The organism is Luteimonas saliphila (assembly GCF_016774335.1).
Taxonomy (GTDB): Bacteria; Pseudomonadota; Gammaproteobacteria; order Xanthomonadales; family Xanthomonadaceae; genus Luteimonas; species Luteimonas saliphila.
Genome location: NZ_JAETWA010000045.1, coordinates 69,800 through 92,150, shown reverse-complemented (window position 1 = coordinate 92,150; position 22,351 = coordinate 69,800). Strand labels below are relative to the sequence as shown.

Below are 22,351 nucleotides of genomic sequence, written 5' to 3'. Positions count from 1 at the left end.
GTCAGTCCGCGCCGCGTGGCATGTAGGGCGCCGTCCCGGTCTCGTGGTCGGTCGCGTCGCGCACCGCGGTCACGCCCGGCACCTTGTCCATCAGCGTGCGCTCGATGCCCTGCTTCAGGGTGACGTCGACCATGCCGCAGCCGTGGCAACCGCCGCCGAAGCGCAGCACCACCACGCCGTCGGCGGTGATTTCCTGCAGCGCGACGTGGCCGCGGTGCATGGCCAGCTGCGGGTTGATCTCGGACTCGATCAGCCAGCGCACCCGTTCGACCATCGACGCCGATTCCGGTGGCGCCTCGCCCTTGATCTTGGGCGCCCGGATCTGCAATTGCCCGCCTGTCGCGCGCGACTCGTAATCGATCTGCGCACCGTCGAGGAACGGTGCGCTCACCGGGTCCAGCCAGAGCGTGAAGCCCTCGCAGTCGATCGCCCATTCATCGCCCTGCAGGTCGGCGGGCTCGGTGAACTCGAGCCGCACGTCGGCCCGCGCCGTGCCCGGGTGCACCGCGGCCAGGCGCACGCCGAGGCCGGGCAGCGCTTCGCGCTCGATCAGCTTGCGGAAATGCGCCTGCGCGTTGTCGGAAATCTGGATCATGGTCGGGTCCGTGTTTCGACGTATTCTAGGGCCAGCCCCGCGCGATGCCCGCACCCCGCGCGGCGGCAGGCGCCCCCGCACACGATCCGTTCATTCGTGGCGCCAACAGCCACAGGAGATTGCGCCATGTCGGACCTGATCCCCCTCGTCCAGGCCCACTGCCTCCCGCGCCGCGGCGGCGAGCACCGGCTTGGAGAAGCCCGCATCCGCGAACTTCTGCCCGAGATCCCGGGCTGGGAGCTCGCCGAGAACGGCCGCGCGCTGACGAAGACCTTCCCGTTCGAGGACTACTACCGGACGATGGCTTTCGTGAATGCGCTGGCCTACCTCGCCCATCGCGAGGACCATCATCCCGACCTGGGCGTGCACTACGACCGCTGCGTGGTGCGCTTCTCCACGCACGATGTCGGCGGCCTGAGCGAGAACGACTTCATCTGCGCAGCCAAGGCGGACGCGCTGGCGTCGTGAGGCGCGCCGCCTGGCTGCTGCTGGCGGTCGCACCCAGTTGGACGCAACCCCCCTCCTTCATGGCGGGGTCGGAAGCTTACGAGGCGGGCGACTACGCGCGATGCGCCGACGTGCTTCTGGCCGTGGAGGCATCGGGCGTGCCGGTCGCGATCGGCGGCGAACTGCTTGCGGCCGAGTGCCTTTCGCGGGCGGGGCGCTTCGAGGAAGCCCTCGCGTACCTGCGGCGACAGTTGCCCGCCGGACGGGTTCCACCGCAAGAGTTGCGCGAGAGCTCGCGGCCCGGACTGGAAGCGCTGCGCGCACAGCCGGGTTGGCAGGCACTGCTCCCGGAGGTGGAGGAACTGGAGGCGCAGCGCGTGGCGCGCATCGATGCCCCACTGCGCGAGCAGCTGTTGCGGCGCGCGGCGCGAGACCAGGAAGCCCGGGCGGCCGCGCTGGACAAGCAGGGAGACTCGGCGGCTGACGAGGCATGGCGGACGGTCGCAGCGGTCGATGCGGACAACACCCGCTGGCTCGGGCAGATCATCGCGGAAACCGGATGGCCGGACAGCGACCTCGTGGGTCGCGACGGCGCGCGCGCGGCCTGGATGATCGCGCAGCATGCCGGCCACGACCCGGCCTTCCAGGCATCCGTCCTGCCGTTGCTGGAGGCCGCGGTCGCGAAAGGGTCGGCGGCCCCGCAGGATCTCGCGCTGCTCACCGACCGCGTGCTGGTCGCGCAGGGCAAGCGGCAACGCTACGGCACGCAGTTCCACACCGGCGACGACGGCATGATGCGCATGCGGCCGGCCGAGGACGAGGCCGGGCTCGACGCCCGCCGTCGTTCGGCCGGCCTGCCACCGATGGACGACTACAGGAAAATGATGGCCGAGACCTACGGCCGGCCGGTGGAATGACGCGCGCGGAAGCTACCCCAGCCGGTCCAGCACCTCGACCAGCTCCCGCGCCAGCGGCGCGCCGAGCACGTAGGGAGCCTTGCCGCCGTCGAGCGCGAATTCGAGCGAGGCGGCGTGCAGGAAGAGCCGCTTCAGGCCCGCCTGGTCGCGCAGGCGCTGGTTGACCTCGACTGTGCCGTACTTGTCGTCGCCGGCCACCGGATGGCCGATGTGTTGCGCATGCACGCGGATCTGGTGGGTGCGGCCGGTCTCGATCCGCACCTCGCAGTAGGAATGCCCGCCGCGGCGCTCGAGCACGCGGAAGTGGCTCAGCGAAGGCTTGCCGTCCGCATGCACCTGCACGTGGCGTTCGCCGCCCTGGCGCAGGCCGATGTGCAGCGGCGCGTCCACGCTCATCGCCCCGTCGGGCATCCTGCCGGCCAGCAGGGCGAGGTAGCGCTTGGCGATGCCGCCCTCCTCCCGCATCAGCGCCTGCAGTTCGCGCAGCGCCGAACGCTTCTTCGCGACCACCATCAGCCCGGAGGTGTCCCGGTCCAGCCGGTGCACGAGTTCCAGCGGCTCGCCCGGGCGCAGCGCGCGCAGGGTCTCGATCACGCCGAAGCTGATCCCGCTGCCGCCGTGGCTGGCGATCCCGGACGGCTTGCTGATCGCCAGCAGGCGCGCGTCCTCGTACACGATGCTGGCCGCCATCGCCGCCAGCAGCCCCTTCGCCGGCACACCCCGGTCTCCGGCTTCGGCGAGACGCACCGGCGGGATCCGCACCTGATCGCCGTCCTGCAGCCGTGTCTCCGGCTTGGCCCGGCCACCGTTCACCCGCACCTGTCCGCTGCGCACGATCTTGTAGACCAGCGACTTCGGCGCCCCCTTGAGCTGGGACAGGAGGAAATTGTCGAGCCGCTGTCCGGCACGCTCTGCATCCACCTGGACGGTGCGGACGCCGCCGGCCGGGGCGGGTTGGGACCGGGTCTCGTTCATTGTCCTGCTTTATCTGATACACTCGGCGGGCGAGATAAGGTGCTGATTTCGCTGGAAGATTCCCGGGCCGAAAGCCCGCCTTCCGCGAGACCCGTCGAGTGCGCGACCACCGCCCCCGGGGCGGCCATGTTAGCGGCTGGGCGGCAGTCCCGGACATCGCCCGGTGCGAAGGCAGCGGTGCTGAACATGTCCCGCGCGGCGCGAGAGCCGGCCCGAAAGGCCGTCCCGAGTTAGCCGCCGGCCCTGCAACACTTTTTTGAATTGAAGCGCTCCCGCGGTCCGCCGTGGTGTCGTAGCGCTGGAAACCCGGGATCGCCGCTGCGCTTGCGCGGCTGGCGGCCAACCGAAGCTCCAGGCGAAACGCCCCGGCGTTCCGCGCGTCTGCTCCCGCTTGCCTGAACAAGGCACGGGACAGCGGGCAGCGCAAGGAATGCAACCATGAAGCGAATGCTCATCAACGCCACGCAGGCCGAAGAACTGCGCGTGGCCATCGTCGACGGCCAGTCCCTGTACGACATCGACATCGAACAGCCGTCCCGCGAACAGAAGAAGTCCAACATCTACAAGGGCCGCATCACCCGGCTCGAACCGTCCCTCGAGGCGGCCTTCGTCGAATACGGCTCGGAGCGCCACGGCTTCCTGCCGCTGAAGGAAATCTCCCGCGACTACTTCCAGGCCGGCGCCGACCACCGCTCCGGCAACATCAAGGAACTCCTGCGCGAAGGCCAGGAGGTCGTGGTCCAGGTCGACAAGGAAGAGCGCGGCAACAAGGGCGCCGCCCTGACCACGTTCATCTCGCTGGCCGGCCGCTACATGGTGCTGATGCCGAACTCGCCCACAGCAGGCGGCGTCTCGCGCCGGATCGAGGGCGACGACCGCGCCGAGCTGAAGAAGGCGATGGACGCGCTGCAGATCCCCGACGAGATGGGCGTGATCATCCGCACCGCCGGCGTCGGCCGCGACGCCGAAGAGCTGCAGTGGGACCTGGACTACCTGCTCTCGATCTGGCGCGCGATCGCCGAGGCCGCGCTGAGCAAGCCCTCGCCGTTCCTGATCTACCAGGAATCGCGCCTGATCACCCGCGCGCTGCGCGACTACATGCGCGCCGACATCGGCGAGATCCTGGTCGACACCCCGGAGATGTACGCAGAGGCGCGCGACTTCGTCGAGCAGGTGATGCCGCACAACCTGCGCAAGCTCAAGCACTACACCGACGACGTCCCGCTGTTCAACCGCTACCAGATCGAATCGCAGATCGAGGCGGCCTACGAGCGCACCGTGCGCCTGCCCTCCGGCGGCGCCCTGGTGATCGACCAGACCGAAGCCCTGACCGCGATCGACGTCAACTCCGCGCGCGCCACCAAGGGCGGCGACATCGAGGAGACGGCGTTCAACACCAACCTCGAGGCGGCCGAGGAAGTCGCGCGGCAGATGCGCCTGCGCGACCTCGGCGGACTGGTGGTGATCGACTTCATCGACATGGACTCGGGCAAGCACCAGCGCGAAGTCGAGAACAAGCTGCAGAACGCGCTCAAGTACGACCGCGCGCGTGTGCAGCTGGGCCGGATCTCCAAGTTCGGCCTGCTGGAGATGAGCCGCCAGCGCCTGCGCGCGAGCCTGGGCGAATCCAGCCAGATCGTCTGCCCGCGCTGCGAGGGCCACGGCCGCATGCGCAGCGTCGAGTCGCTGAGCCTGTCGATCATCCGCGTCGCCGAAGAGCACGCGATGAAGGACAACACCGGCCAGGTGCTGGTGCAGGCGCCGGTGGAGATCGCCAACTTCCTGCTCAACGAGAAGCGCGGCGCGCTGGCCGAGATCGAGAAGCGCCACGACGCGCCGATCGTGATCGTCGCCGACGAACAACTGCACACGCCGCACTACGAAGTCACGCGCCTGCGCGAGAACGAGCTGGGCGAAGAGTCCAGCCGCCCGAGCTACCAGCGCGGCACGCCACGCCGGGTGGCGACGATCGCGCTGACCAAGAACAACCTCAACGTGCCCCCGCCCGCGGTCACCAACGTGCGGCCGGCGCAACCCGCGCCGATCCGCGAAGCGCAGCCGGAACCCGTCGCGCCGCCGCCCGCCCCTGTGCCGGTGCCGGTAGCCGCGCCCGTCGCCGCCGGCGGTGGGCTGTTCGGCTGGGTCAGGCGGATTCTCGGTGGCGAGCCGGCGAGCACTCCCGCCCCGGCCCCGCAAACCACCCCGCAACAGCGCGGCGAGCGCACTGCCCGTGGCGAACGCAATGAACGCAGCGATCGCAGTGATCGCAGCGGCGGCGCACGCCGCGAGCGCAACGGCAAGCCCTCCCGACGCGACGGCGCGGCGCAGCCGGCCGCGCAGGCACAGAAGGAGCCGCGCCAGGGCCAGCAGGCGCGCGGCCAGCAGGCCCGGCAGCCGACATCGCAGCCCGGACAGCAGACCGCTCAGCCGCCGCCGCAGAAGAAACCCAGGCAGGCACAGAAGGCGACCCAGCCCAAGCCATCCGAACCGGAAGAGACGACGGTGCAGACGCAGGCGCCCGTGGCCGAAACCGAGGTCGCGAAAGTACCCGCCATCGCCGCCGCCGCGGTCCAGGCGCCCCTCTCCGTCGCGGAGGCGACACAGGACGACGCGCTCGCCACGCACCCGACGACTGCCGGCGCTGGCGCCGACGAGGCCTCCGGCGCCACCGCAGGCGGAGACGACGCCGCGGCCGGTGGTCGCCGCCGCCGCGGTCGCCGTGGCGGACGCCGTCGCCGTCGCGGTGCCGGCGAGACGTCTGCGGGCCTTTCCGCCGACGGCCTGGACGACTCCGACATGGACGCCGAGGACGACAACGACGAGGGCGATGCCGTCGCGAAGGTTCTCGCGCAGCGCACCCAGCCCGAGTTCGAGTTCGACGAACCGGCCACGGCCGCGCCCGCACCGGTGGCGCCCGGGCGCGTCCGCGAACCTGCCGCGGCGTCGACCGGCGCGGGGCACGTGGCCAGCTCCGCGACGACAGGCGTGACCGACCGGACAGCCGAACGCCCGCAGGCGGTCTTCGCCGAAGCGGAGCCGGCCGACAACGCGGTGGATGCCGCGGCGCGGGCGGTGACGGATGTCGCAACCGGGCCGGCTCCGGTAGAGGCGTCCGCGAACCCGGGGCCGCCCGATCACGTGGAGGCCGGAGCCGCACCCCCCGTCGACGAGGCAATCCCGGACGCAGCCGCGCCGCAACCGGTATCAGCGGATCCCGTGATCGCCGAAACGCGTGCTGCGGCCGAAACCGTCGCACACGTCGAACCCGCAGCGCCGGAAGCCGTGGACGCCGCGGCGACCGCGCCGCAACCACCCGCCGATGTCGCGCCCGGCTTGTTCGATCCGCCTGCGTCGGCACCGCAGGTGGCGCAACAGGACGCCTCGCCCGCTGCCGTGGCAGCGGACGCGGTGGAAGCGGTCGACGTGGTGGACAGCGCCAACGATGAGCGGGACGACACCGGCGACGAAGGCGCCACGACCCGCAGCGCCTGACGCAGCACAGGGCCGGGTTCCGCCGATGGCGGTGGACCCGGCCCGATCACGCTGCGATCGACACGCCTGCGCGCCCGCAACCGCACACTGCGCCGGGCTCCCGTGACGGGCGTCCGGTATCGCGGCCCGGCGTTTCAGGGCCTTCCGCGCGTCGCTTGACCCGCGAGCTGGGAACCACCCGCCATCGCGCATCGCCGCATCTGCCTTCGCGAGCTCCGCCGTGGCATCGCGCCTGCGCCGTCGCCACGCTCGCACAGCGCCGCGCCCGCAGCTGCGACGGCAGCGCCTACAGCACCTGCGACGGATCGATCAGCCCGTACTGGCTGGCCAGTCGCGCCAGCGCGATGTTGTCCTCGATCTGCAGCTTCAGGAACAAGCGCGACTTGTGCGTATTGACCGTCTTCGGGCTGAGGCTGAGCTTCTTCGCGATCTCCTCCTGGCGCAACCCCTGCACCAGCAGCATCGCGATCTCCAGCTCGCGCGGCGACAGTTCGTCGAACGGTGAACCACCCCCGAGCAATCCGGACAGCGCCAGCTTCTGCGCGATGCCACTGGCCAGGTAGCGCTTGCCGCGGGCGACGTCGCGAACCGCGCGCAACAGCTCGGCCGAATCGCCGCCCTTGCCGACGTAGCCCGATGCGCCGGCCTCGATCAGCTTTCGCGGCATCGGCCCGTCTTCCAGCACCGAGACTACGATCACCTTCGCGTGCCGGCCCTTGACCACGCGTTCGGTCACTTCCAGGCCGCTCACGCCCGGAAGGTGCAGGTCGCACAGCACCACGTCCGGTTTGAGCTTGCGGATCTGCGGCAGTGCGCTCTCGCCGCTCTCCGCTTCGCCCACCACCTCGATGTCGGTTTCACCCGAAAGTATCATGCGCATTCCCGCGCGGACCAGCGCATGGTCGTCGACCATGAACACCCGGATCGTCATCCCTGTTTTCCTCGTGGTACGTCCCCTGACCCGGAGGCTAGCGCCATGCGCCGTGCATGTGCAAGCCGATGCCCGCGCCGCACGGGGGCGCAGGTGCGCGCAGCTGTGCGTGGCGGACCCGATGAACGACACTTCGGCCACATCCACGTCCGCATCCCGCAAGCTCGGACAGAACCGATGACAACGCACGAACCATTCCGCATCCGGCGCCTGGGCGGAGACGACGTCGCCACGCTTCGCGAGACGACGGCGATGATGGGCGAGGCCTTCGAGGATCGCGCCACCTACACTACCGCGCAGCCCGACGACGCCTATCTGCGCTCGCTGCTGGAGGGTCGCCAGTTCGTCGCGATCGCGGCCGTCGCGGGCGGCGAGGTGGTCGGCGGACTGGCGGCCTACGAACTGCCGAAGTTCGAACAGGCGCGCAGCGAGATCTACATCTACGACCTGGCGGTCGATGCCGCGCATCGCCGCCGCGGCATCGCCACCGCGTTGATCGCCGAGCTGCGCGAGGTCGCGCGCGAACGCGGCGCCTGGATGATCTACGTGCAGGCCGATCCGCCGGATGCGCCCGCGGTTGCGCTGTACACGAAACTCGGCGTGCGCGAGGACGTGCTCCACTTCGACATCGACGTGGACTGAGCGGGCCGCACGGCCTTCCCGGCCCGTCCTGCGACAGAACGCCCGTCGGGCCGGTCGCGGCGTCCTCAGGCGAACAGCAGCTTGGCGCCGGCGATCGCCAGCACCACCGCCAGCAGGCGCTTGATCGCGATGTGCGGCAACCGGTGGCTGCCCAGGTGCGAGCCGACGTAGCCGCCGATGAGCACCGCCGGCACCAGCGGCAGGACGAAGCCCGGCAGCGACTGCGTGGCGCTGAGGTTGCCGCCCAGCCCCGCGACCGAGTTGAGCAGGATGAAGGGTGCCGACACGCCCGCTGCGGTGCCCGCGCGCGCCCAGCGCATGAAGATCAGCAGCGGGGTGAGGAAGATCCCGCCACCGGTGCCGGTCAGGCCCGCCAGCAGCCCGAGTCCCGCGCCCGCTGCGAGCGCGACCGGCTTTCCGGGCACGCCGGTGGCGCCCTCGCGCGGTGGCCGCAAGAGCAATTGTGCGGCCGAGGCCAGCAGCACCACGCCGACCAGGAGGCTGAACAGCCTTGTCGGCAGATCGAGGGAACCGCCGACGAAGGCCAGCGGCACCGCCAGTAGCGCGAACGGCCAGAACAGCAGCCAGGAAAAATGCCCGGCACGACGGAACTGCCAGGTCGCGATCGACGCGACCAGGATATTGAGCACGAGGGCGGCGGGCCGGATCTGTTCCGGTGCCAGCCCCAGCAGCGACATCACCGCGATGTAGCCGGAAGCGCCCGCATGGCCTACCGACGAATAGAGCAGCGCGACCAGCGCGACCCCGGCGATCAGCCACCAGGCGGCGTCCGCCGCGATCATCGCGGCTGGAACATGATGATGCCCATGCCCAGCAGCGCCACCGCCACTCCGGCGACATCCCAGGGCGTGGGGCGGATCCCGTCCACCGCCCACAGCCACGCGAGCGCGGCGGCGACGTACACGCCACCGTAGGCGGCGTAGACCCGCCCGGCGGCGGTGCCGTGGAGCGTGAGCAGCCACACGAACGCCGCCAGGCACAGCGCCGCCGGCAACAGCAGCCAGGCCGACCGTCCCTGCTTCAGCCACAGGTACGGCAGATAGCAGCCGATGATCTCGGCCAGCGCGGTGATGAGGAACAGGCCGAATGTCTTCACGTGGAGTCGCCTTGCGCCGGATTGTGCGGTTCGTCCGACGGCGGCGATCACGCCGGAGGTCGCCGGCGAATCGATCGGAACGGGCTTCCTGCAGGCCTCGGGGTCCGTTCGGAAGAGCCCTCAGAATGCTATATCCGGGCCGTCATCGCGACACGGTGCGCGATCCCGGCGGATCCACGGGCCGGGACCATGACGCGACCGGCGCTCATCGCGGCGAACGCCGGGGACCCGCTCCGGGCCGGGGCCGACCCTTCGACACGTGCGGGTTCGCGGGCACCGACCAGCGCCATGGCAACTCGACGGCTTGGCTGATACCCACGCGGGGGCCGACCACGGGGAACTCCGGTGGCGGTACGCCATCGGACACGATCCACAGCCCCGCTTCCCCGGTCACGAGATCGGCGCCATCGAGCGCCCGGGTGATGCCCATCGCCTGACCGAGCCGGCCCGGGCCGGACCCGATATCCCGGTCCCTGGCCGGCTTCCCCCGCGCATGCCGCATCAGGTGGAGCCCGGCGAGAGGTTCGATCGCCCGCAGCAGGATCCCGTGGCCTTCGCCCGCCTCGCCGCAGACCGCGTTCGCGCACCAGTGGATGCCGTAGTTCAGGTACACATACAGATGCCCGCCCGGCCCGAACATGCTGGCGTTGCGCGCGGTCGGGCCGCGATGCGAGTGCGCCGCCGGGTCCTCGCTGCCGGCGTAGGCCTCGACCTCCACGATGCGACCGGCGCGACCGTCCGCACGCACGAGGATCTTGTTCAGCAGCTCCGGCGCGACGATCGCCGGATGGCGCAGGTAGAAGCTGCGCGGCAACGGCTCGCGATCAGCCATCGCGATCGCGATCCGCCATCCGGGCGCTGCCCAGACCCCGCTCGGACGCCGGCGAGCCGTCAGCGACGCGCCCTTCTGCCGCCATGCCTGCGACCGCCTGCAAGCGCAGTGCGGCGGCTTGCGCGCCCCGTTCCTGCACATCCCGATTGCCGATGCGTCGGCGCGCCGGTAGCGCTGTCCTTCGGTCCGTCATGGCCATTCTGCAGATCTGCACGGGGCGAACGGTACGCCAGGCGTGGGAAGATGGCGTCAGCGGTGCGGCTGCCAGGGGTTGGCGGCTGGCCGAAGACGCCTCCATCACGCCTGTCTGTCTAGCGTGTTTCCAGGCTGGGAGCGACCGACATGCACGTGACCTTCTTGGGCGGACCGTGGCACGGGGTCACCAGGGATTGCCCTGGTCCCCTGCCCCCGCGCATCGGCGCGTCGGACCTCAGCGTCTACGTGCCCCTGAGCGACCATCCGGCGACCGGCGGGGTCCTCACCGACCCGCTCGAATTCTCAGATGCCTATGCGCTGTTCGAGCTGGGTCCGCGCGAACTGCTGGAGCGGCTCGAGGATGTCATGCAGGTCCAGTGAGGCGCGCCGGGCGCGGCCTTCCTGACGGAGGCCAGCGCACCTCGGGACACCGGCACACCGCCCGCTCCGCGCGCACGCGCATTGCGCCGCCCGGACCGGACGCTGGAACGATCTGGCGGAAGGGGTGGGATTCGAACCCACGGATGGTTTCCCATCGGCGGTTTTCAAGACCGCTGCAATCGACCACTCTGCCACCCTTCCGGCTATGCCCATTGTCGCCGGTTTGGGCCCTCGCTGCGCTGGCGCGGCCGCCGCTTCACGTCGGACGCGCACAGCGTCAACGCACGCTCGCATGCGCGGGCGCCGCCTCCGGCTTGCGACGGGAACCGGCCATCCGCGCCGTGTCCACGCTCGCATCGCCGTCCTTGCCGCAGTGCCGGCAGTTGAGGCTGGATTCCTCGATCAGCGTCGGCAGGCGCTCGGCAAGGAAATCGATGAACACGCGTACCGCCGGCAGCATGCCGCGTCGCGATGCGAACACCGCGTGGGCGACGCCCTGCGGCAGTCGCCAGTCGGGCAGCACCACTTCCAGTTCGCCGTTGCGCACCGCGTCGGCGCACAAGGTCTCGGGCAGCATGGTGATGCCCAGGCCCTGCTTGGCCAGGTCCATCAGCATCGGGAAATCGAAGCCCGAAACCCGCGGCTTGAGTTCGATCCGGCGCACCTCGCCATCGCGCCCCTGCAACTCCCAGCGCTGCCGGCCCTCGTCCTCGCCCATGCTCATCGAGGTGTGGCCTTCGAGGTCCTCGGGGGTCTTCGGACGACCGGCCCGGTCGAGGTAGCGCGGGCTTGCGACCAGCAGTTCCTGGATCATGCCGAAGCTGCGCATCACCAGGCTGCCATCGTCGTCGAACTTGGTGCGCACGCGGATCGCCACGTCGAAGCCTTCGTTGATCACGTCCACGCGGCGGTTGCTGACGTGCAACTGCACGCGAACGTCCGGGAACCGCGCCAGGAAATCCGGCAGCAGCTTGGGCATCAACTGTTGCGCCACGCCCACCGGCACGCTGGCCTTCACCACCCCGCGCGGCTCCGCGCTGAGCCGGTCGACGACCTCGCGCGCGGCGGTCGCCTCGGCCAGCATCGACTGGGCGTGGCGGTGCACGCTCTGGCCGACGTCGGTGACGGCGAAGCGGCGCGTGGAACGCTGCAGCAGCCGCACCCCGAGCTCGTTCTCGAGCTGGCTGATGCGGCGGCTCAGGCGCGACTTCGGAATCCCGAGCGCACGCTCGGCAGCGGCGAAGCCGCCGTGGTCGACCACCATCGCGAAGTAGTACAGATCGTTGAGGTCCTGCACGTTAACCTCCTGAATAGAACGATGCGTGGCATTTGACCACGTTTATCCTATTGATGCAACGAACTAATGTGTCTCCCCGTCGGCGCCCGCCGAACGAACCCGAGGAGACAGGCCCATGAAACTGCTGCAGATCGATTCGAGCGTCCTGGGCGACCAGTCGGTCACCCGCGAACTCACCGCCGCCATCGTCGCACGCTGGCGCACCCGGGTGAGTGGGCTGGAAGTCCAGTCCCGCGATCTCGCCCGCGACCCCCTGCCGCACCTGTCCGCGGCTACCCTGCCCGGCAGCGACGCGCTCGAAGCCGCGCGCGGCGAGGCCACCCTGCGCGAGTTCCTGGAAGCCGACGTCGTGGTGATCGGCGCGCCGATGTACAACTTCGGCATCCCGTCCACGCTCAAGGCCTGGATCGACCGCATCGCCGTGCGCGGACGCACCTTCCGCTACACCGCCAACGGTCCCGAGGGCCTGGCGGGCGGCAAGCGGGTGATCGTCGCCACCGCGTCCGGGGGCCTGCACGACGGCCAGCCGTCCGACTTCGTCGAACCCTACCTGCGACATGCGCTGGGCTTCCTCGGCGTGGAGGACATCGAGCTCGTGCGCGCGGACGGCATCGGGCTGTCCCCGGAACACCGCGCCGCGTCGATCGCCAATGCCCTCGGCGCCCTGCCCGCGCCGGAACGCAAGGCAGCCTGAAACGGCACCCAGGCCGCGCCCGCCACGGGCGCGGTCGCGTGGCGGGTTTCTCCCGTCGATCCCGACTGCAGGAACAGGTGGCCGTCGGCCACCGGTTCCCGTTCCCAGGAGATCGACATGAAACGCACCCGCCCCACCCTGTTCCTGCTGGCGCTCGCCCTGGCGCTGGCGCTGCCCGCCATGGCGCAGCCACCGGCCGACGAGTCGGACACCGAGACCGGATACGGCCTACAGGGCGAGTTCGAGGAAGCCGGAGCAGACCCGTTCGACGATCCGTCCGCCGGAGCCGATGCCGGGTCCGAAGCGGATGCCGGACCGGGCGCCGGATCCGGGGAGCCGTTCGACTCCCTTTCGCAATCTCAGGACGACGCCTTTGCGGCAGATCCCGCCGATCCACTGGACGCGGCCGATACCGCGTCCGAACCCACGGACACCGGGGCCTCCACCAGCGGGGAACTGAAGGACGGGCTCAAGCGGATGTTCGTCGGGGTGCTGATGCCGGCGGTGGAGCGCCGCGTGCGCAAGGCCGTCGAAGGGGACGACGCGCCGCGGTCCGATCCCGTGCCGCAGGCCGACCCCTAGCCCATCGCCCGGGAGCGTGGCGGGTTTTCGCCGCGTTCCGCGACTGCCTTCGTGCGTGCGATGCGACATGGCGACGCCCCGCCGCTCGCGCGACATCCGACACAACCTCCAGGAGCCACCATGGACACGATCCACCCTCCCGCGCCGCGCCAGCGAGCGCGCATCGCCGCCGCACTGGTCGCCACCACGCTGGCCCTGCTGGCGGCGCTGCCGGCCGACGCGGCCACGTGGGCCGCACGCCACGGCATGACCGCGGCGCAATACCAGCAGGCCTTCGACGACTTCGGCAAGAAGGGGTACCGGCTGACCTCGATCGCCGGCTACGACAGCGGTGGCGCGCGTTACGCCGCGCTGTGGAAGAAGACCGGCGGTCCCGCGTGGGCCGCACGCCACGGGCTCGACCCCGAGCAATACCAGGCGGCCGTCGGCGACTACGTCAAACAGGGCTACCGGCTGACCTGGGTCAACGGCTACGCGGTCGGCGGCAAGCCCCATTACGCCGCGATCTGGGAAAAGAAGGGCGGTCCGGCCTGGCAGGCCCGCCACGGCCTGACCGCCGAGCAGTACCAGACCGTGGTCGGCGACCTGTCGAAGCAGGGCTACGGCCTGTCGCACGTCAGCGCCTTCGACCTCGGCGGCTCGCCGCGCTTCGCCGCGATCTTCGAGAAGGGCGGCCCGGCCTGGGTGGCTCGCCACGGCCTGTCGGCGGTCGACTACCAGAAGGCCTTCGACGATTTCGGCAAGCAGGGCTACCGGCTGAAGGTGGTCAGCGGCTACCGCCAGGGCAACACAGACCGCTACGCCGCGATCTGGACCAGGGCGTCCGGACCGCAGTGGTCGGCGCGGCACGGCATCCCCGCCGCGCACTACCAGGCGGTGTTCGACAACTACCGCTACCAGAGCTGGGAGCCTCGCTATATCGAGGCCTTCAACGCCGGCAATGGCGTGCGCTTCAATGGGGTCTGGGAGAACTCGACCTTCCGTGCGAAGGACCTGGCGCTGATCGAGCGCAAGGTGAAGGCGTACATGCGCGCCAACGGCATCCCGGGCATGTCGATCGCGATCAGCCGCAACAAGAAGCTGGTGTTCGCCTCGGGCTACGGCCTGGCGGACAAGGAGCGTGGCCAACCGGTCGGACCGGCGCACCGCTTTCGCATCGCCAGTGTCTCCAAGCCGATCACCCGCGTCGCGGTGGCCAGGCTGATCCAGGACACCAGCCTCGACTCGAGCTCGAAAGTGTTCGGCAGCAACAGCGTGCTCGGCGGGCAATACCCGACGCCGTCAGGCAACAGGAAGATCGAGGACATCACCGTCGACCACCTGGTGCGCCACCGCAGCGGATTCGTCAATGTCAACAAGGACGGCGCCAAGAGCGATCCGATGTTCGCCTACAACGGCACCGGTCACAAGGGCCTGATCGAGTGGACGCTCGCCAACTATCCGCTCGGCTACGATCCGGGCACCGCGAACTACGACCCGGACAACGACCCGGAGACCAACGACATGTACTCCAACTTCGGCTATTCGTTGCTCGGTCGCGTGATCGAGGCCAGGTCCCGCAAGTCCTACGAAGCGTACGTGCGCGACGCCATCCTCAAGCCTGCCGGCGCAAGCGGCATGGTCATCGGCGGCGACAAGGAGGCCGACCGCAAGCCCGACGAAGTGAAGTACTACGGCGGTGGCGCCTATTCCAGCGTCAAGCCACAGCGCTTCGACTCGCACGGCGGCTGGATCGCGACCTCGATCGACCTGCTGCGCTTCATGCGCCACGAAACCGTACTTCCCACGTCCTACGCGCACTACGGCGAGATGAGCGCCACGATGTCGGTCTATCGCCGCCGCAACGACGGCTTCGGTTTCGCCGCGAGCACCAACTCCTCGAACGACAGCACGGAGGCGATGAACGCGATGCTGCAGGAGATCGTCGACGAGGTTTCGCTCTGGCCGGACGTCAACCTGTTCTGAGCGACCGTCCTCCATCGACCGCATGGTACGACGGCGTCCTCCGGGGCGCCGTCGTTCTTCCACGCCAGGATCGGCTTGCGGACCTCAGGCGATCCGCTCGATCCCGCCCATGTACGGCCGCAAGGCCTCGGGCACGTCGATCGAACCGTCCGCCTGCTGGCAGTTCTCCATCACCGCGATCAGGGCGCGGCCGACCGCGACCCCCGAACCGTTGAGCGTATGCACCGGTTCGGGCTTGCCGGTGGCCGGGTTGCGCCAGCGCGCCTGCATGCGCCGCGCCTGGAAGTCGCCGCAGTTCGAGCACGACGAGATCTCGCGGTATGCCTGCTGCGAAGGCAGCCAGACCTCCAGGTCATAGGTCCTGCGCGCGGAAAACCCCATGTCGCCCGAGCACAGCAGCATCCGGCGATACGGAAGCCCGAGCTTCTCGAGCACGACCTCGGCGCAGCGGGTCATCCGCTCGTGCTCGGCATCGCTTTCTTCCGGACGGGTGATCGACACCAGCTCGACTTTCTCGAACTGGTGCTGGCGGATCATGCCGCGCACGTCGCGGCCGCCGCTACCGGCCTCGGAGCGGAAGCACAGCGAATGCGCGGTCATGCGTAGCGGCAGGCGTTCGGCTTCGAGGATCTCGTCGCGGGCGAGGTTGGTGAGCGAGATCTCGGCGGTGGAAATCAGGTAACGGCGGTGCTCGCCCAGTTGCGTGGCGAACATGTCTTCCTCGAACTTCGGCAACTGGCCGGTGCCGTACAGGCTGTCGGGGTTGACGACGACCGGGACGTTGCATTCCTCGTAACCGTGCTCGTGCGCATGCAGGTCGAGCATGAACTGCGCCAGTGCCCGATGCAGCCGGGCCAGTTGCCCGCGCAGCACGGTGAAGCGCGCGCCCGAAAGCTTCGCCCCGGCATCGCCGTCGAGCCAGCCGTGGCGGGCGCCGAGCTCGACATGGTCCTTCACCTCGAACTCGAACTCGCGCGGCGCGCCACGCCTGTGCTGCTCGACGTTCTGCGTTTCATCCGCGCCTTCGGGCACCGACGGATCCGGCAGGTTCGGCACGTCCAGCGCGAGCGCCTCGATCTCGGCGCGGATCGCGTCGAGCCGGCTCTCGCTGGCCTTCAGTTCGTCGCCCAGGCCGGCCACTTCGGCCAGCAGGGGCGCCACGTCCTCGCCCTTCGCCTTGGCCTGCCCGATCGCCTTGCTGCGGGTATTGCGCAGGTTCTGCAGTTCCTGGGTACGCACCTGGATCTGCTTGCGTTCGGCTTCCAGCGCCTGCAGGCGGTCCACCGGAAGCGCGAACCCGCGCGCGGCCTGCAGGCGCGCGGCGGTGTCGGCGAGGTGCTGGCGGAGCAGGTTCGGTTCGAGCATGACGGAGGAATGCGGCGGGAAGGCACGGATTATCGCCGAGAAGCACGGGTGCTGCCGCATCGGGCCATGGCGCGGCGCTTGTGCCAGAATCCGGGCACCGTTTTTTTTCCGCATCGTCGCCGCATGTCCACGCCGCCCGCGTCCACGCCTCCTGCGTCATCTCCCTTCTCGCGCCGGTTCGCCCGCTTCCTGCCCGCCGGGCGCGCGTGGTGGCTGGTGGCCGGTGCGGTCGTGGCCGGGCTGCTGCTGTTCGCGCTGGTGCTGTCGAACAAGCGCGACGAATTCGAGTTCCATCGCGCCGGACCGGATGGCCCGACCGGCGTGCCCGGCCAGGTGTTCGATCCGCTGCCGACGCCGCTGCCTGCCGGGGAGTCGGCGGCGAGCGGCATGGACGACCGGCCACCGGAGCGTGCCGAAGCGCCGCGCATCGACCAGCACGCCACCCTGCCGGCGCATGCGCAGACGACGCTCTCCGACGCGCCTGGAGGACAGGCGACGCCAGCCGCCGCCGGTGCGATCGCCGATGCGGCGATGCCGCGCCCGCTGTCCGCACCGCCGCCCGACTATCCCAGCTCCGCGCTGCGCGCGGGTGCGTCCGGCGACGTGGTGTTGCGCATCGAAGTCGGCGCCGACGGCCGCCCGGGATCGGTCACGGTGGTCGGCAGCAGCCGATACCGCGAGCTGGACCGGGCCGCGATCCGCGCGGTACGTCGCTGGCGCTTCCAGCCGGCGATGCGCGACGGCATCGCCGTGCCCGGGACCGTCGAACAGGTCATCAGCTTCGACGCACCGCGCTGACGCCGTCACCTGCCGTTGACGCCGCGGCGACGCGCCCTGCACGGCTGGCATGGAATGGTCCATTCATCCCCGAAGGCAGAGGCCAACGCCATGTCCGACCCGACGAACCCGGAACGCCGTCCTCCGCGCGACCCCGATCCGCGCCCCGATGTCCGCAGCGATGACGTCCCGCCGCGCCGCGGCGGCGGCGCCAGCATGGTGCTGTGGATCCTGCTGCTGCTGGCGATCATCGCCACCGCCTGGTACTTCCTCGGCCGCGACGATGCCGGGACGGTGCCGGAACCGACCCCCATCGGCGAAACCGTCCCCGAACCGTCGCAATCCCCCGTCTCCACCGCGCCTGCGCCACGGGACACCACGCCCGAACGCGCCCGACCGGCGGCACCGATCGACCGCGACGCCCGCCCGCTCACGCAGACCCCGCCCGAGTACCCGGCGACCGCCCTGCGCTCCGGGATCGAGGGCACGGTGCTGGTCCTGGTCGAGGTAGGCGCGGACGGCGTGCCCACCGATGTCTCCGTGGCCCGTCGCAGCAGCTCGCGCGACCTCGATCGCGCGGCACTGCAGGCCGTGCGTGGCTGGAGGTTCGAGCCGGCCATGCGCGACGGCAAGGCGGTCGAATCGAGCGTCCAGGTGCCCGTCGACTTCCGGCTGGAAACACGGTAAGCGGCGCCGTCGCGCTGCAATCGCCGTGCTGCAGCCGGGGTTCCTCGCGTGCCGGAGGCGTGCATCGCATGTGAGGCGCCAGCGTCGCGATCCTCCAGGATGGGCTCGCAAGAAGCCCGGATGTCATCCCGAGCGCAGCGAGGGATCTTGCTGCCGTGGAGCAGATCCCTCGCTGCGCTCGGGATGACAGGGATCGTGTTCCCGTCTGCGGGCGCGCGGGGTCATCGACCACGACATCGGCGAGCGCGGATCGCATGTGAGGCGCCGGCGTCGCAATTCCCCGGGATGGTTCGCAACGAACCCGATGCGCCGACATCGTCATGCTCCGGGATGGCTCGCAACAAGCCCGGATGTCATCCCGAGCGCAGCGAGGGATCCTGCCGCCGTGGAGCAGATCCCTCGCTGCGCTCGGGATGACAGGGATCGTGTTCCCCTTCCGCGGGCGCGTGGGGTCCACGACCACGCCGGAGGCCCACTGCAGCGCCTGTGCCTTGTGGCGAATCCGGCCCGGGCGGGCGCCAACGGCTGCCGCAGGCGCCGGCCTCCGGTTCTCCTTGGCTGGCACGCCCGGGATCGTCCACCACGAACGGCGTCGAAGCCGCAGGGCACGCCGCAATGCCATGACGCGGCCAAGACTCCGCTGGCAGCGGCGTCGCCGTGCCCGACCTGTCGTCAGGCCTCGCGCAGGCCGAACCCGGTGCGCGTCGCCAGGGCGTCGAACCCCGGGAACGAGGTGGCGACATTGGCGATGTCGCCGATCCGGACCTCGCCATCCGCCAGCTGCGCGGCGATCGCGAACGACATCGCGATGCGATGGTCGCCATGGCTCTCGACCCCGCCACCCTGCAGTTGCGCGCCGCCGTGGACGGCGGCGCCGTCCGGCGTTTCGTCCATCCGCGCGCCGAGGGTGCGCAGCCCCGCCGCCATCGTCGCGATCCGGTCGGATTCCTTGACCCGCAGCTCGGCCGCGCCGCGCACCACGGTCGTGCCCTGCGCATGGACCGCAGCGACGAACAGCGCCGGGAACTCGTCGATCATGTCGGCCACGTGTTCCACCGGCACCTCGATGCCGCGCAGCGGCGCATGCCGCACCACGAGGTCGCTGACCTGTTCTCCGCCCTGCTCGCCCGCGGGCGTTTCGCGGATCTCGGCGCCCATCAGGCGCAGCACATGCAACAGGCCGGTACGGCGCGGATTCATGCCGACCCGACGCAGTACCAGTTCCGAGCCGGGCACGAGCGTCGCGGCGACGATGAAGAACGCGGCGGAGGAGAAATCCGCCGGCACCACGATGTCGCGCGCGGCCAGGCGATGGCCGCCCTCGAGTCGTGCGAACCCGGGCGAGAACTCGATCGGCCAGCCCAGCGCCTGCAGCATGCGCTCGGTGTAGTCGCGGGTCGGATGCGGTTCGCGCACGGTGGTGGTTCCGCGCGCGTACAGGCCCGCCAGCAGCAGGGCCGACTTGACCTGCGCGCTCGCGACCTCGGTTTCGATGTCGATACCCTGCAGCGCGCCGCCGCCGTGGATGCGCAGCGGCGGCACGCCGCCTTCGCCGGTGTCGATGCGCGCGCCCATCCTGGACAACGGCACGGTGACGCGGCGCATCGGCCGCTTCGACAGCGAGGCGTCGCCGATGAGCGTAGTGTCGAACGACTGACCCGCCAGCAGGCCCGCCAGCAGGCGCATGCCGGTGCCGGCGTTGCCGCAGTCGAGCGGCCCCGCGGGCGCGCGCAGACCGTCGACGCCGACGCCGTGGACGATGCGGCCGCCCGCTTCCGGCGCTTCGATATGCACGCCCATGCTGCGGAAGATCGCCTCGGTCGCGCGCGCGTCCTCGCCTTCGAGGAAACCCTCCACGCGCGAGACGCCATCGGCCAGCGAGGCCAGCATGATCGCCCGGTGCGAGACCGATTTGTCGCCCGGCACCGCGAGTTCGCCGCGCAGCGGCGTGCCCTTCGATGCGATCCAGTCCCTGCCCGTGGCGCTGCTCATGGCGTGTCCCGAAATGAAGATCCTTTGGGAGGCGTCGCCGCCCGCATCGCCTCGCCAATGTGGCTACGCGCCTTGTGCAGGCAGGCACGACCGTTGCGCCCCGCGCGACGGGGCTTGCCGCCACCACGTCCGCTCACGGCACCGCGACCGGATACGAGCCCAGCACGTGCACGTCGCCGGCGAAATCGTCGATTTCGGCCAGCGCGTCCTTCAGCGGCGATTCGTCGACGTGGCCTTCGACATCGATGAAGAATGCGTACTGCCACAGCGCCCCGTGCGCGGGCCGCGACTCGATCCGGTTCATGCTGATGGCGCGGCGCGCCAGCGGTTCGAGGATCTTGTACAGCGCGCCGGGCTGGTCGCGGATCGACACCATCAGCGAGGTGCGGTCGTTGCCCGAGGGCGGGAAGGACGCACGGCCCACCACCAGGAAACGCGTGGTGTTGTCGGTACGATCCTCGATGGGGCCGGCGACGACCTTCATGCCGTAGACGTGGGCGGCGTTCTCGCCTGCGATGGCGGCCGCGTCGTCCGACTTCTTCGCCCGTCGCACCGCCTCGGCGTTGCTCGCGACCGCTTCCTTGTGCACGTCAGGCAGGTTCTGCCGCAGCCAGTTCTTGCACTGCGCCAGCGACATGCCGTGCGAATACACGCGCTCGACGTCCTCGAGGTGGCCGGTACGCGAGAGCAGGTACTGGTGCACGCGCAGTTCCACCTCGCCGCAGATCTTCAACGGCGAGGTCAGGAACATGTCGAGCGTGGACTGGATCGTGCCCTGGCCGGAATTCTCCACCGGCACCACGCCGAAGTCCGCGTTGCCGGCCGTGACCTCGTCGAACACCTCCTCGATGCTCACCAGCGGCAGTCCGCGCGCGGAATGCCCGAAGTGCTTGTGCACCGCCTGCTGCGAGAACGTGCCCTCGGGGCCGAGGTAGCCGATCTTCAACGGCTCCTGCTGGGCCAGGCAGGCCGACATGATCTCGCGGAACAGGCGCACCAGCACCTCGTCCGAGAGCGGGCCGTCGTTGCGGTCGACCACCCGCCGCAGCACCTGCGCCTCGCGCTCGGGGCGGTAGTAGTCGATCGCGGCGGCGAGCTTGCCCTTGGCCTTGCCGACCTGGTGCGCCCACAGCGCGCGCTCGGCGATCAGCGACTGGATCTCGTGGTCGATGCCGTCGATCTGCGCGCGCACCGCGGCGAGGTCGGGCCTGGCCTGCTTGGCGAACTCGACGCGGCTGCGCGCGGAGGCATCGGCTCCCACCGCGGTCGCCGCGGCGACTTTCTTCCGCGATGCCGGCTTCGCCGCGGGCGCTTTGGCCGGTGCCTTCGATGGCGCCTTCGAAGCCTTGCCGGATTTTCCCGGGATGCGCTTAGCCATGGTGCCTGCGGAACTCCTGCATGTAATCGACCAGCGCCTGCACGCCCGCGACCGGCATCGCGTTGTAGATCGAGGCGCGCATGCCGCCGAGGACGCGATGGCCCTTGAGACCGATCAGTCCCGCCTCGCGCGCGCCGTCCAGAAACGCGGCGTCGAGCGCGGCGTCGACCAGGAAGAACGGCACGTTCATGCGCGAGCGCACCGACGGGTCGACGTCGTTGCGGTAGAACCCGCCGGAGCCGTCGATCGCTTCGTACAGCAGCTTCGATTTGAGTGCGCTGCGGCGGTCGAACTCGGCAGTGCCGCCCTGTTCGATCATCCAGCGCACGGTCTGGCCCAGCACATACCAGTTCCAGGTCGGCGGGGTGTTGAGCATCGACTCGTTCGCCAGCTGCGAGCGGTAGTCGAAGATGTCCGCGCGCGGCTGGCCGGCGCGTTCGAGCAGGTCGCGGCGCACGATCACCACGCTGATGCCGACCGGGCCGAGGTTCTTCTGCGCCCCGGCGTAGATCAATCCGTACTTCGACACGTCGATCGGCTCGGAGGCGATGCTCGAGCTGAAGTCGGCGAACAGCGGCACCTCGCCGGTGTCCGGCGGCACCTGCCCCCACCCGGGCCGGAACTCGACCCCGTGGATGGTCTCGTTGGCGGTGACGTGCACGTAGGCGGCATCCTTGGACAGCCGCCAGGTTTCGCGCGCGGGAATCGTGCGGAAGCCGTCCGCTTCGCCGCTGGCGGCGATGTTGACGTCGACCGAGACCAGTTGCTTCAACGCGGTCTTGCCCCAGTGGCCGCTGACCACGTAATCGACGCGCTGCCCCGCGTCTGCGAAGTTCAGCGCGATCAACGCCTGCTGCGTGGTGGCGCCGCCGGCGGGGAACAACACCGCGTAGTCGTCGGGAATCGCGAGCAGCGTGCGCAGGTCGGCCTCGGCCTGGCGCGCGACCTGCAGGAACTCCGGGCCGCGATGGCTGATCTCGACGATCGATGCCCGGGCGTCGCCCCATTCGAGCATGTCCGCCTGCGCCTGGCGCAGGACCGCCTCGGGCAATGCGGCGGGGCCGGGGCTGAAGTTGTACGCGCGCGCCAT

Annotated in this window: 20 protein-coding genes, 1 tRNA gene and 1 pseudogene; 10 read left to right on the top strand and 12 right to left on the bottom strand. The window is 70.2% G+C overall.

All coding sequences use genetic code 11. The features are described from left to right. Nucleotide 1: 1 nt before the first annotated feature. The gene (locus JMO03_RS15495) at nucleotides 2-595 is read right to left on the bottom strand and encodes an NfuA family Fe-S biogenesis protein (protein ID WP_202844648.1); all 594 of its coding nucleotides are present in this window, start codon (nucleotides 593-595) and stop codon (nucleotides 2-4) included. 126 nt (nucleotides 596-721) lie between these two features. On the opposite strand from JMO03_RS15495, the gene JMO03_RS15490 reads away from it, so the two are divergent. Then, on the top strand, nucleotides 722-1,063 hold the full coding sequence (locus JMO03_RS15490) for a 4a-hydroxytetrahydrobiopterin dehydratase (RefSeq protein WP_202844647.1): 342 nt from the start codon (nucleotides 722-724) through the stop codon (nucleotides 1,061-1,063). Next, a complete protein-coding gene (locus JMO03_RS15485; protein WP_337926430.1) occupies nucleotides 1,060-1,959 on the top strand; it encodes a DUF6624 domain-containing protein in 900 nt (299 codons plus the stop codon). Before JMO03_RS15490 ends, JMO03_RS15485 begins: the two co-directional genes overlap by 4 nt. A 12-nt stretch (nucleotides 1,960-1,971) precedes the next feature. Here JMO03_RS15485 and JMO03_RS15480 read toward each other — a convergent pair whose 3' ends face one another. Further along, nucleotides 1,972-2,934 carry an RluA family pseudouridine synthase gene (locus tag JMO03_RS15480; protein ID WP_202844646.1) on the bottom strand — a complete coding sequence of 321 codons (963 nt, stop codon included), beginning with the start codon at nucleotides 2,932-2,934 and terminating at the stop codon, nucleotides 1,972-1,974. A 438-nt stretch (nucleotides 2,935-3,372) separates the two neighbouring features. On the opposite strand from JMO03_RS15480, the gene JMO03_RS15475 reads away from it, so the two are divergent. Next, nucleotides 3,373-6,426: an Rne/Rng family ribonuclease gene (locus JMO03_RS15475; protein WP_202844645.1), complete on the top strand. Its 3,054-nt coding sequence runs from the start codon at nucleotides 3,373-3,375 to the stop codon at nucleotides 6,424-6,426. 286 nt (nucleotides 6,427-6,712) lie between these two features. Here JMO03_RS15475 and JMO03_RS15470 read toward each other — a convergent pair whose 3' ends face one another. Beyond that, nucleotides 6,713-7,357 (bottom strand): response regulator, encoded by a 645-nt coding sequence (locus JMO03_RS15470; protein WP_202844644.1) that lies wholly within the window; start codon nucleotides 7,355-7,357, stop codon nucleotides 6,713-6,715. Nucleotides 7,358-7,534: 177 nt separating this feature from the next. Between JMO03_RS15470 and JMO03_RS15465 the strand changes: the two genes are divergently transcribed. Continuing rightward, nucleotides 7,535-7,999, top strand: a complete 465-nt coding sequence (locus JMO03_RS15465) for an AAC(3)-I family aminoglycoside N-acetyltransferase (protein WP_202844643.1) — start codon at nucleotides 7,535-7,537, stop codon at nucleotides 7,997-7,999. 65 nt (nucleotides 8,000-8,064) lie between these two features. Here JMO03_RS15465 and JMO03_RS15460 read toward each other — a convergent pair whose 3' ends face one another. From JMO03_RS15460 to JMO03_RS15450, 3 genes are all read right to left on the bottom strand, one after another. Continuing rightward, nucleotides 8,065-8,802: a sulfite exporter TauE/SafE family protein gene (locus JMO03_RS15460; RefSeq protein ID WP_202844642.1), complete on the bottom strand. Its 738-nt coding sequence runs from the start codon at nucleotides 8,800-8,802 to the stop codon at nucleotides 8,065-8,067. Continuing rightward, nucleotides 8,799-9,116, bottom strand: a complete 318-nt coding sequence (locus JMO03_RS15455; RefSeq protein WP_202844641.1) for a YnfA family protein — start codon at nucleotides 9,114-9,116, stop codon at nucleotides 8,799-8,801. Before JMO03_RS15455 ends, JMO03_RS15460 begins: the two co-directional genes overlap by 4 nt. Nucleotides 9,117-9,321: 205 nt before the next feature. Beyond that, nucleotides 9,322-9,948, bottom strand: coding sequence for a DNA-3-methyladenine glycosylase (locus JMO03_RS15450; protein ID WP_202844640.1), 627 nt, complete (start codon nucleotides 9,946-9,948; stop codon nucleotides 9,322-9,324). A gap of 342 nt (nucleotides 9,949-10,290) precedes the next feature. Here JMO03_RS15450 and JMO03_RS15445 point away from each other — a divergent pair, with 342 nt between their 5' ends. Then, nucleotides 10,291-10,524, top strand: coding sequence for a hypothetical protein (locus JMO03_RS15445; RefSeq protein WP_202844639.1), 234 nt, complete (start codon nucleotides 10,291-10,293; stop codon nucleotides 10,522-10,524). A 113-nt stretch (nucleotides 10,525-10,637) separates the two neighbouring features. Here JMO03_RS15445 and JMO03_RS15440 read toward each other — a convergent pair. Continuing rightward, nucleotides 10,638-10,725, bottom strand: a tRNA-Ser gene (locus tag JMO03_RS15440). 178 nt (nucleotides 10,726-10,903) lie between these two features. Further along, nucleotides 10,904-11,821 (bottom strand): annotated as a pseudogene (locus JMO03_RS15435) (LysR substrate-binding domain-containing protein); the annotation flags it as partial. A 115-nt stretch (nucleotides 11,822-11,936) separates the two neighbouring features. On the opposite strand from JMO03_RS15435, the gene JMO03_RS15430 reads away from it, so the two are divergent. The 3 genes from JMO03_RS15430 to JMO03_RS15420 all read left to right on the top strand — a co-directional run bounded on the left by JMO03_RS15430 (nucleotide 11,937) and on the right by JMO03_RS15420 (nucleotide 15,062). Further along, entirely contained in the window at nucleotides 11,937-12,515 is a 579-nt protein-coding gene (locus JMO03_RS15430) for an FMN-dependent NADH-azoreductase (protein ID WP_202844637.1), read from the top strand. A 117-nt stretch (nucleotides 12,516-12,632) separates the two neighbouring features. Next, nucleotides 12,633-13,097, top strand: coding sequence for a hypothetical protein (locus JMO03_RS15425; protein WP_202844636.1), 465 nt, complete (start codon nucleotides 12,633-12,635; stop codon nucleotides 13,095-13,097). Between the two features lie 120 nt (nucleotides 13,098-13,217). Then, nucleotides 13,218-15,062, top strand: a complete 1,845-nt coding sequence (locus JMO03_RS15420; RefSeq protein ID WP_202844635.1) for a serine hydrolase — start codon at nucleotides 13,218-13,220, stop codon at nucleotides 15,060-15,062. Nucleotides 15,063-15,146: 84 nt separating this feature from the next. Here JMO03_RS15420 and serS read toward each other — a convergent pair whose 3' ends face one another. After that, nucleotides 15,147-16,427: a serine--tRNA ligase gene (serS, locus tag JMO03_RS15415; protein WP_202844634.1), complete on the bottom strand. Its 1,281-nt coding sequence runs from the start codon at nucleotides 16,425-16,427 to the stop codon at nucleotides 15,147-15,149. Between the two features lie 123 nt (nucleotides 16,428-16,550). Between serS and JMO03_RS15410 the strand changes: the two genes are divergently transcribed. Both JMO03_RS15410 and JMO03_RS15405 read left to right on the top strand, forming a co-directional pair. Next, a complete protein-coding gene (locus JMO03_RS15410; RefSeq protein ID WP_202844633.1) occupies nucleotides 16,551-17,225 on the top strand; it encodes an energy transducer TonB in 675 nt (224 codons plus the stop codon). Nucleotides 17,226-17,315: 90 nt separating this feature from the next. Beyond that, entirely contained in the window at nucleotides 17,316-17,891 is a 576-nt protein-coding gene (locus tag JMO03_RS15405; protein WP_202844632.1) for an energy transducer TonB, read from the top strand. A 672-nt stretch (nucleotides 17,892-18,563) separates the two neighbouring features. Here JMO03_RS15405 and aroA read toward each other — a convergent pair. From aroA to serC, 3 genes are all read right to left on the bottom strand, one after another. Continuing rightward, complete coding sequence (gene aroA / locus JMO03_RS15400; RefSeq protein ID WP_202844631.1) at nucleotides 18,564-19,883, bottom strand: 3-phosphoshikimate 1-carboxyvinyltransferase; 1,320 nt, start codon at nucleotides 19,881-19,883, stop codon at nucleotides 18,564-18,566. A 133-nt stretch (nucleotides 19,884-20,016) separates the two neighbouring features. Continuing rightward, the gene (gene pheA, locus JMO03_RS15395; protein ID WP_202844630.1) at nucleotides 20,017-21,261 is read right to left on the bottom strand and encodes a prephenate dehydratase; all 1,245 of its coding nucleotides are present in this window, start codon (nucleotides 21,259-21,261) and stop codon (nucleotides 20,017-20,019) included. Beyond that, a complete protein-coding gene (serC, locus tag JMO03_RS15390) occupies nucleotides 21,254-22,351 on the bottom strand; it encodes a phosphoserine transaminase (protein WP_202844629.1) in 1,098 nt (365 codons plus the stop codon). Before serC ends, pheA begins: the two co-directional genes overlap by 8 nt.

Coding starts and splice junctions, on each gene's coding strand:
- JMO03_RS15420 (WP_202844635.1), top strand. CDS start 13,218: ATGGACACGATCCACCCTCCCGCGCCGCGCCAGCGAGCGCGCATCGCC.
- JMO03_RS15490 (WP_202844647.1), top strand. CDS start 722: ATGTCGGACCTGATCCCCCTCGTCCAGGCCCACTGCCTCCCGCGCCGC.
- JMO03_RS15410 (WP_202844633.1), top strand. CDS start 16,551: ATGTCCACGCCGCCCGCGTCCACGCCTCCTGCGTCATCTCCCTTCTCG.
- JMO03_RS15470 (WP_202844644.1), bottom strand. CDS start 7,357: ATGACGATCCGGGTGTTCATGGTCGACGACCATGCGCTGGTCCGCGCG.
- JMO03_RS15445 (WP_202844639.1), top strand. CDS start 10,291: ATGCACGTGACCTTCTTGGGCGGACCGTGGCACGGGGTCACCAGGGAT.
- JMO03_RS15430 (WP_202844637.1), top strand. CDS start 11,937: ATGAAACTGCTGCAGATCGATTCGAGCGTCCTGGGCGACCAGTCGGTC.
- JMO03_RS15425 (WP_202844636.1), top strand. CDS start 12,633: ATGAAACGCACCCGCCCCACCCTGTTCCTGCTGGCGCTCGCCCTGGCG.
- JMO03_RS15465 (WP_202844643.1), top strand. CDS start 7,535: ATGACAACGCACGAACCATTCCGCATCCGGCGCCTGGGCGGAGACGAC.
- pheA (WP_202844630.1), bottom strand. CDS start 21,261: ATGGCTAAGCGCATCCCGGGAAAATCCGGCAAGGCTTCGAAGGCGCCA.
- serC (WP_202844629.1), bottom strand. CDS start 22,351: ATGGCGCGCGCGTACAACTTCAGCCCCGGCCCCGCCGCATTGCCCGAG.
- aroA (WP_202844631.1), bottom strand. CDS start 19,883: ATGAGCAGCGCCACGGGCAGGGACTGGATCGCATCGAAGGGCACGCCG.
- JMO03_RS15495 (WP_202844648.1), bottom strand. CDS start 595: ATGATCCAGATTTCCGACAACGCGCAGGCGCATTTCCGCAAGCTGATC.
- JMO03_RS15405 (WP_202844632.1), top strand. CDS start 17,316: ATGTCCGACCCGACGAACCCGGAACGCCGTCCTCCGCGCGACCCCGAT.
- JMO03_RS15450 (WP_202844640.1), bottom strand. CDS start 9,948: ATGGCTGATCGCGAGCCGTTGCCGCGCAGCTTCTACCTGCGCCATCCG.
- JMO03_RS15475 (WP_202844645.1), top strand. CDS start 3,373: ATGAAGCGAATGCTCATCAACGCCACGCAGGCCGAAGAACTGCGCGTG.
- JMO03_RS15460 (WP_202844642.1), bottom strand. CDS start 8,802: ATGATCGCGGCGGACGCCGCCTGGTGGCTGATCGCCGGGGTCGCGCTG.
- serS (WP_202844634.1), bottom strand. CDS start 16,427: ATGCTCGAACCGAACCTGCTCCGCCAGCACCTCGCCGACACCGCCGCG.
- JMO03_RS15480 (WP_202844646.1), bottom strand. CDS start 2,934: ATGAACGAGACCCGGTCCCAACCCGCCCCGGCCGGCGGCGTCCGCACC.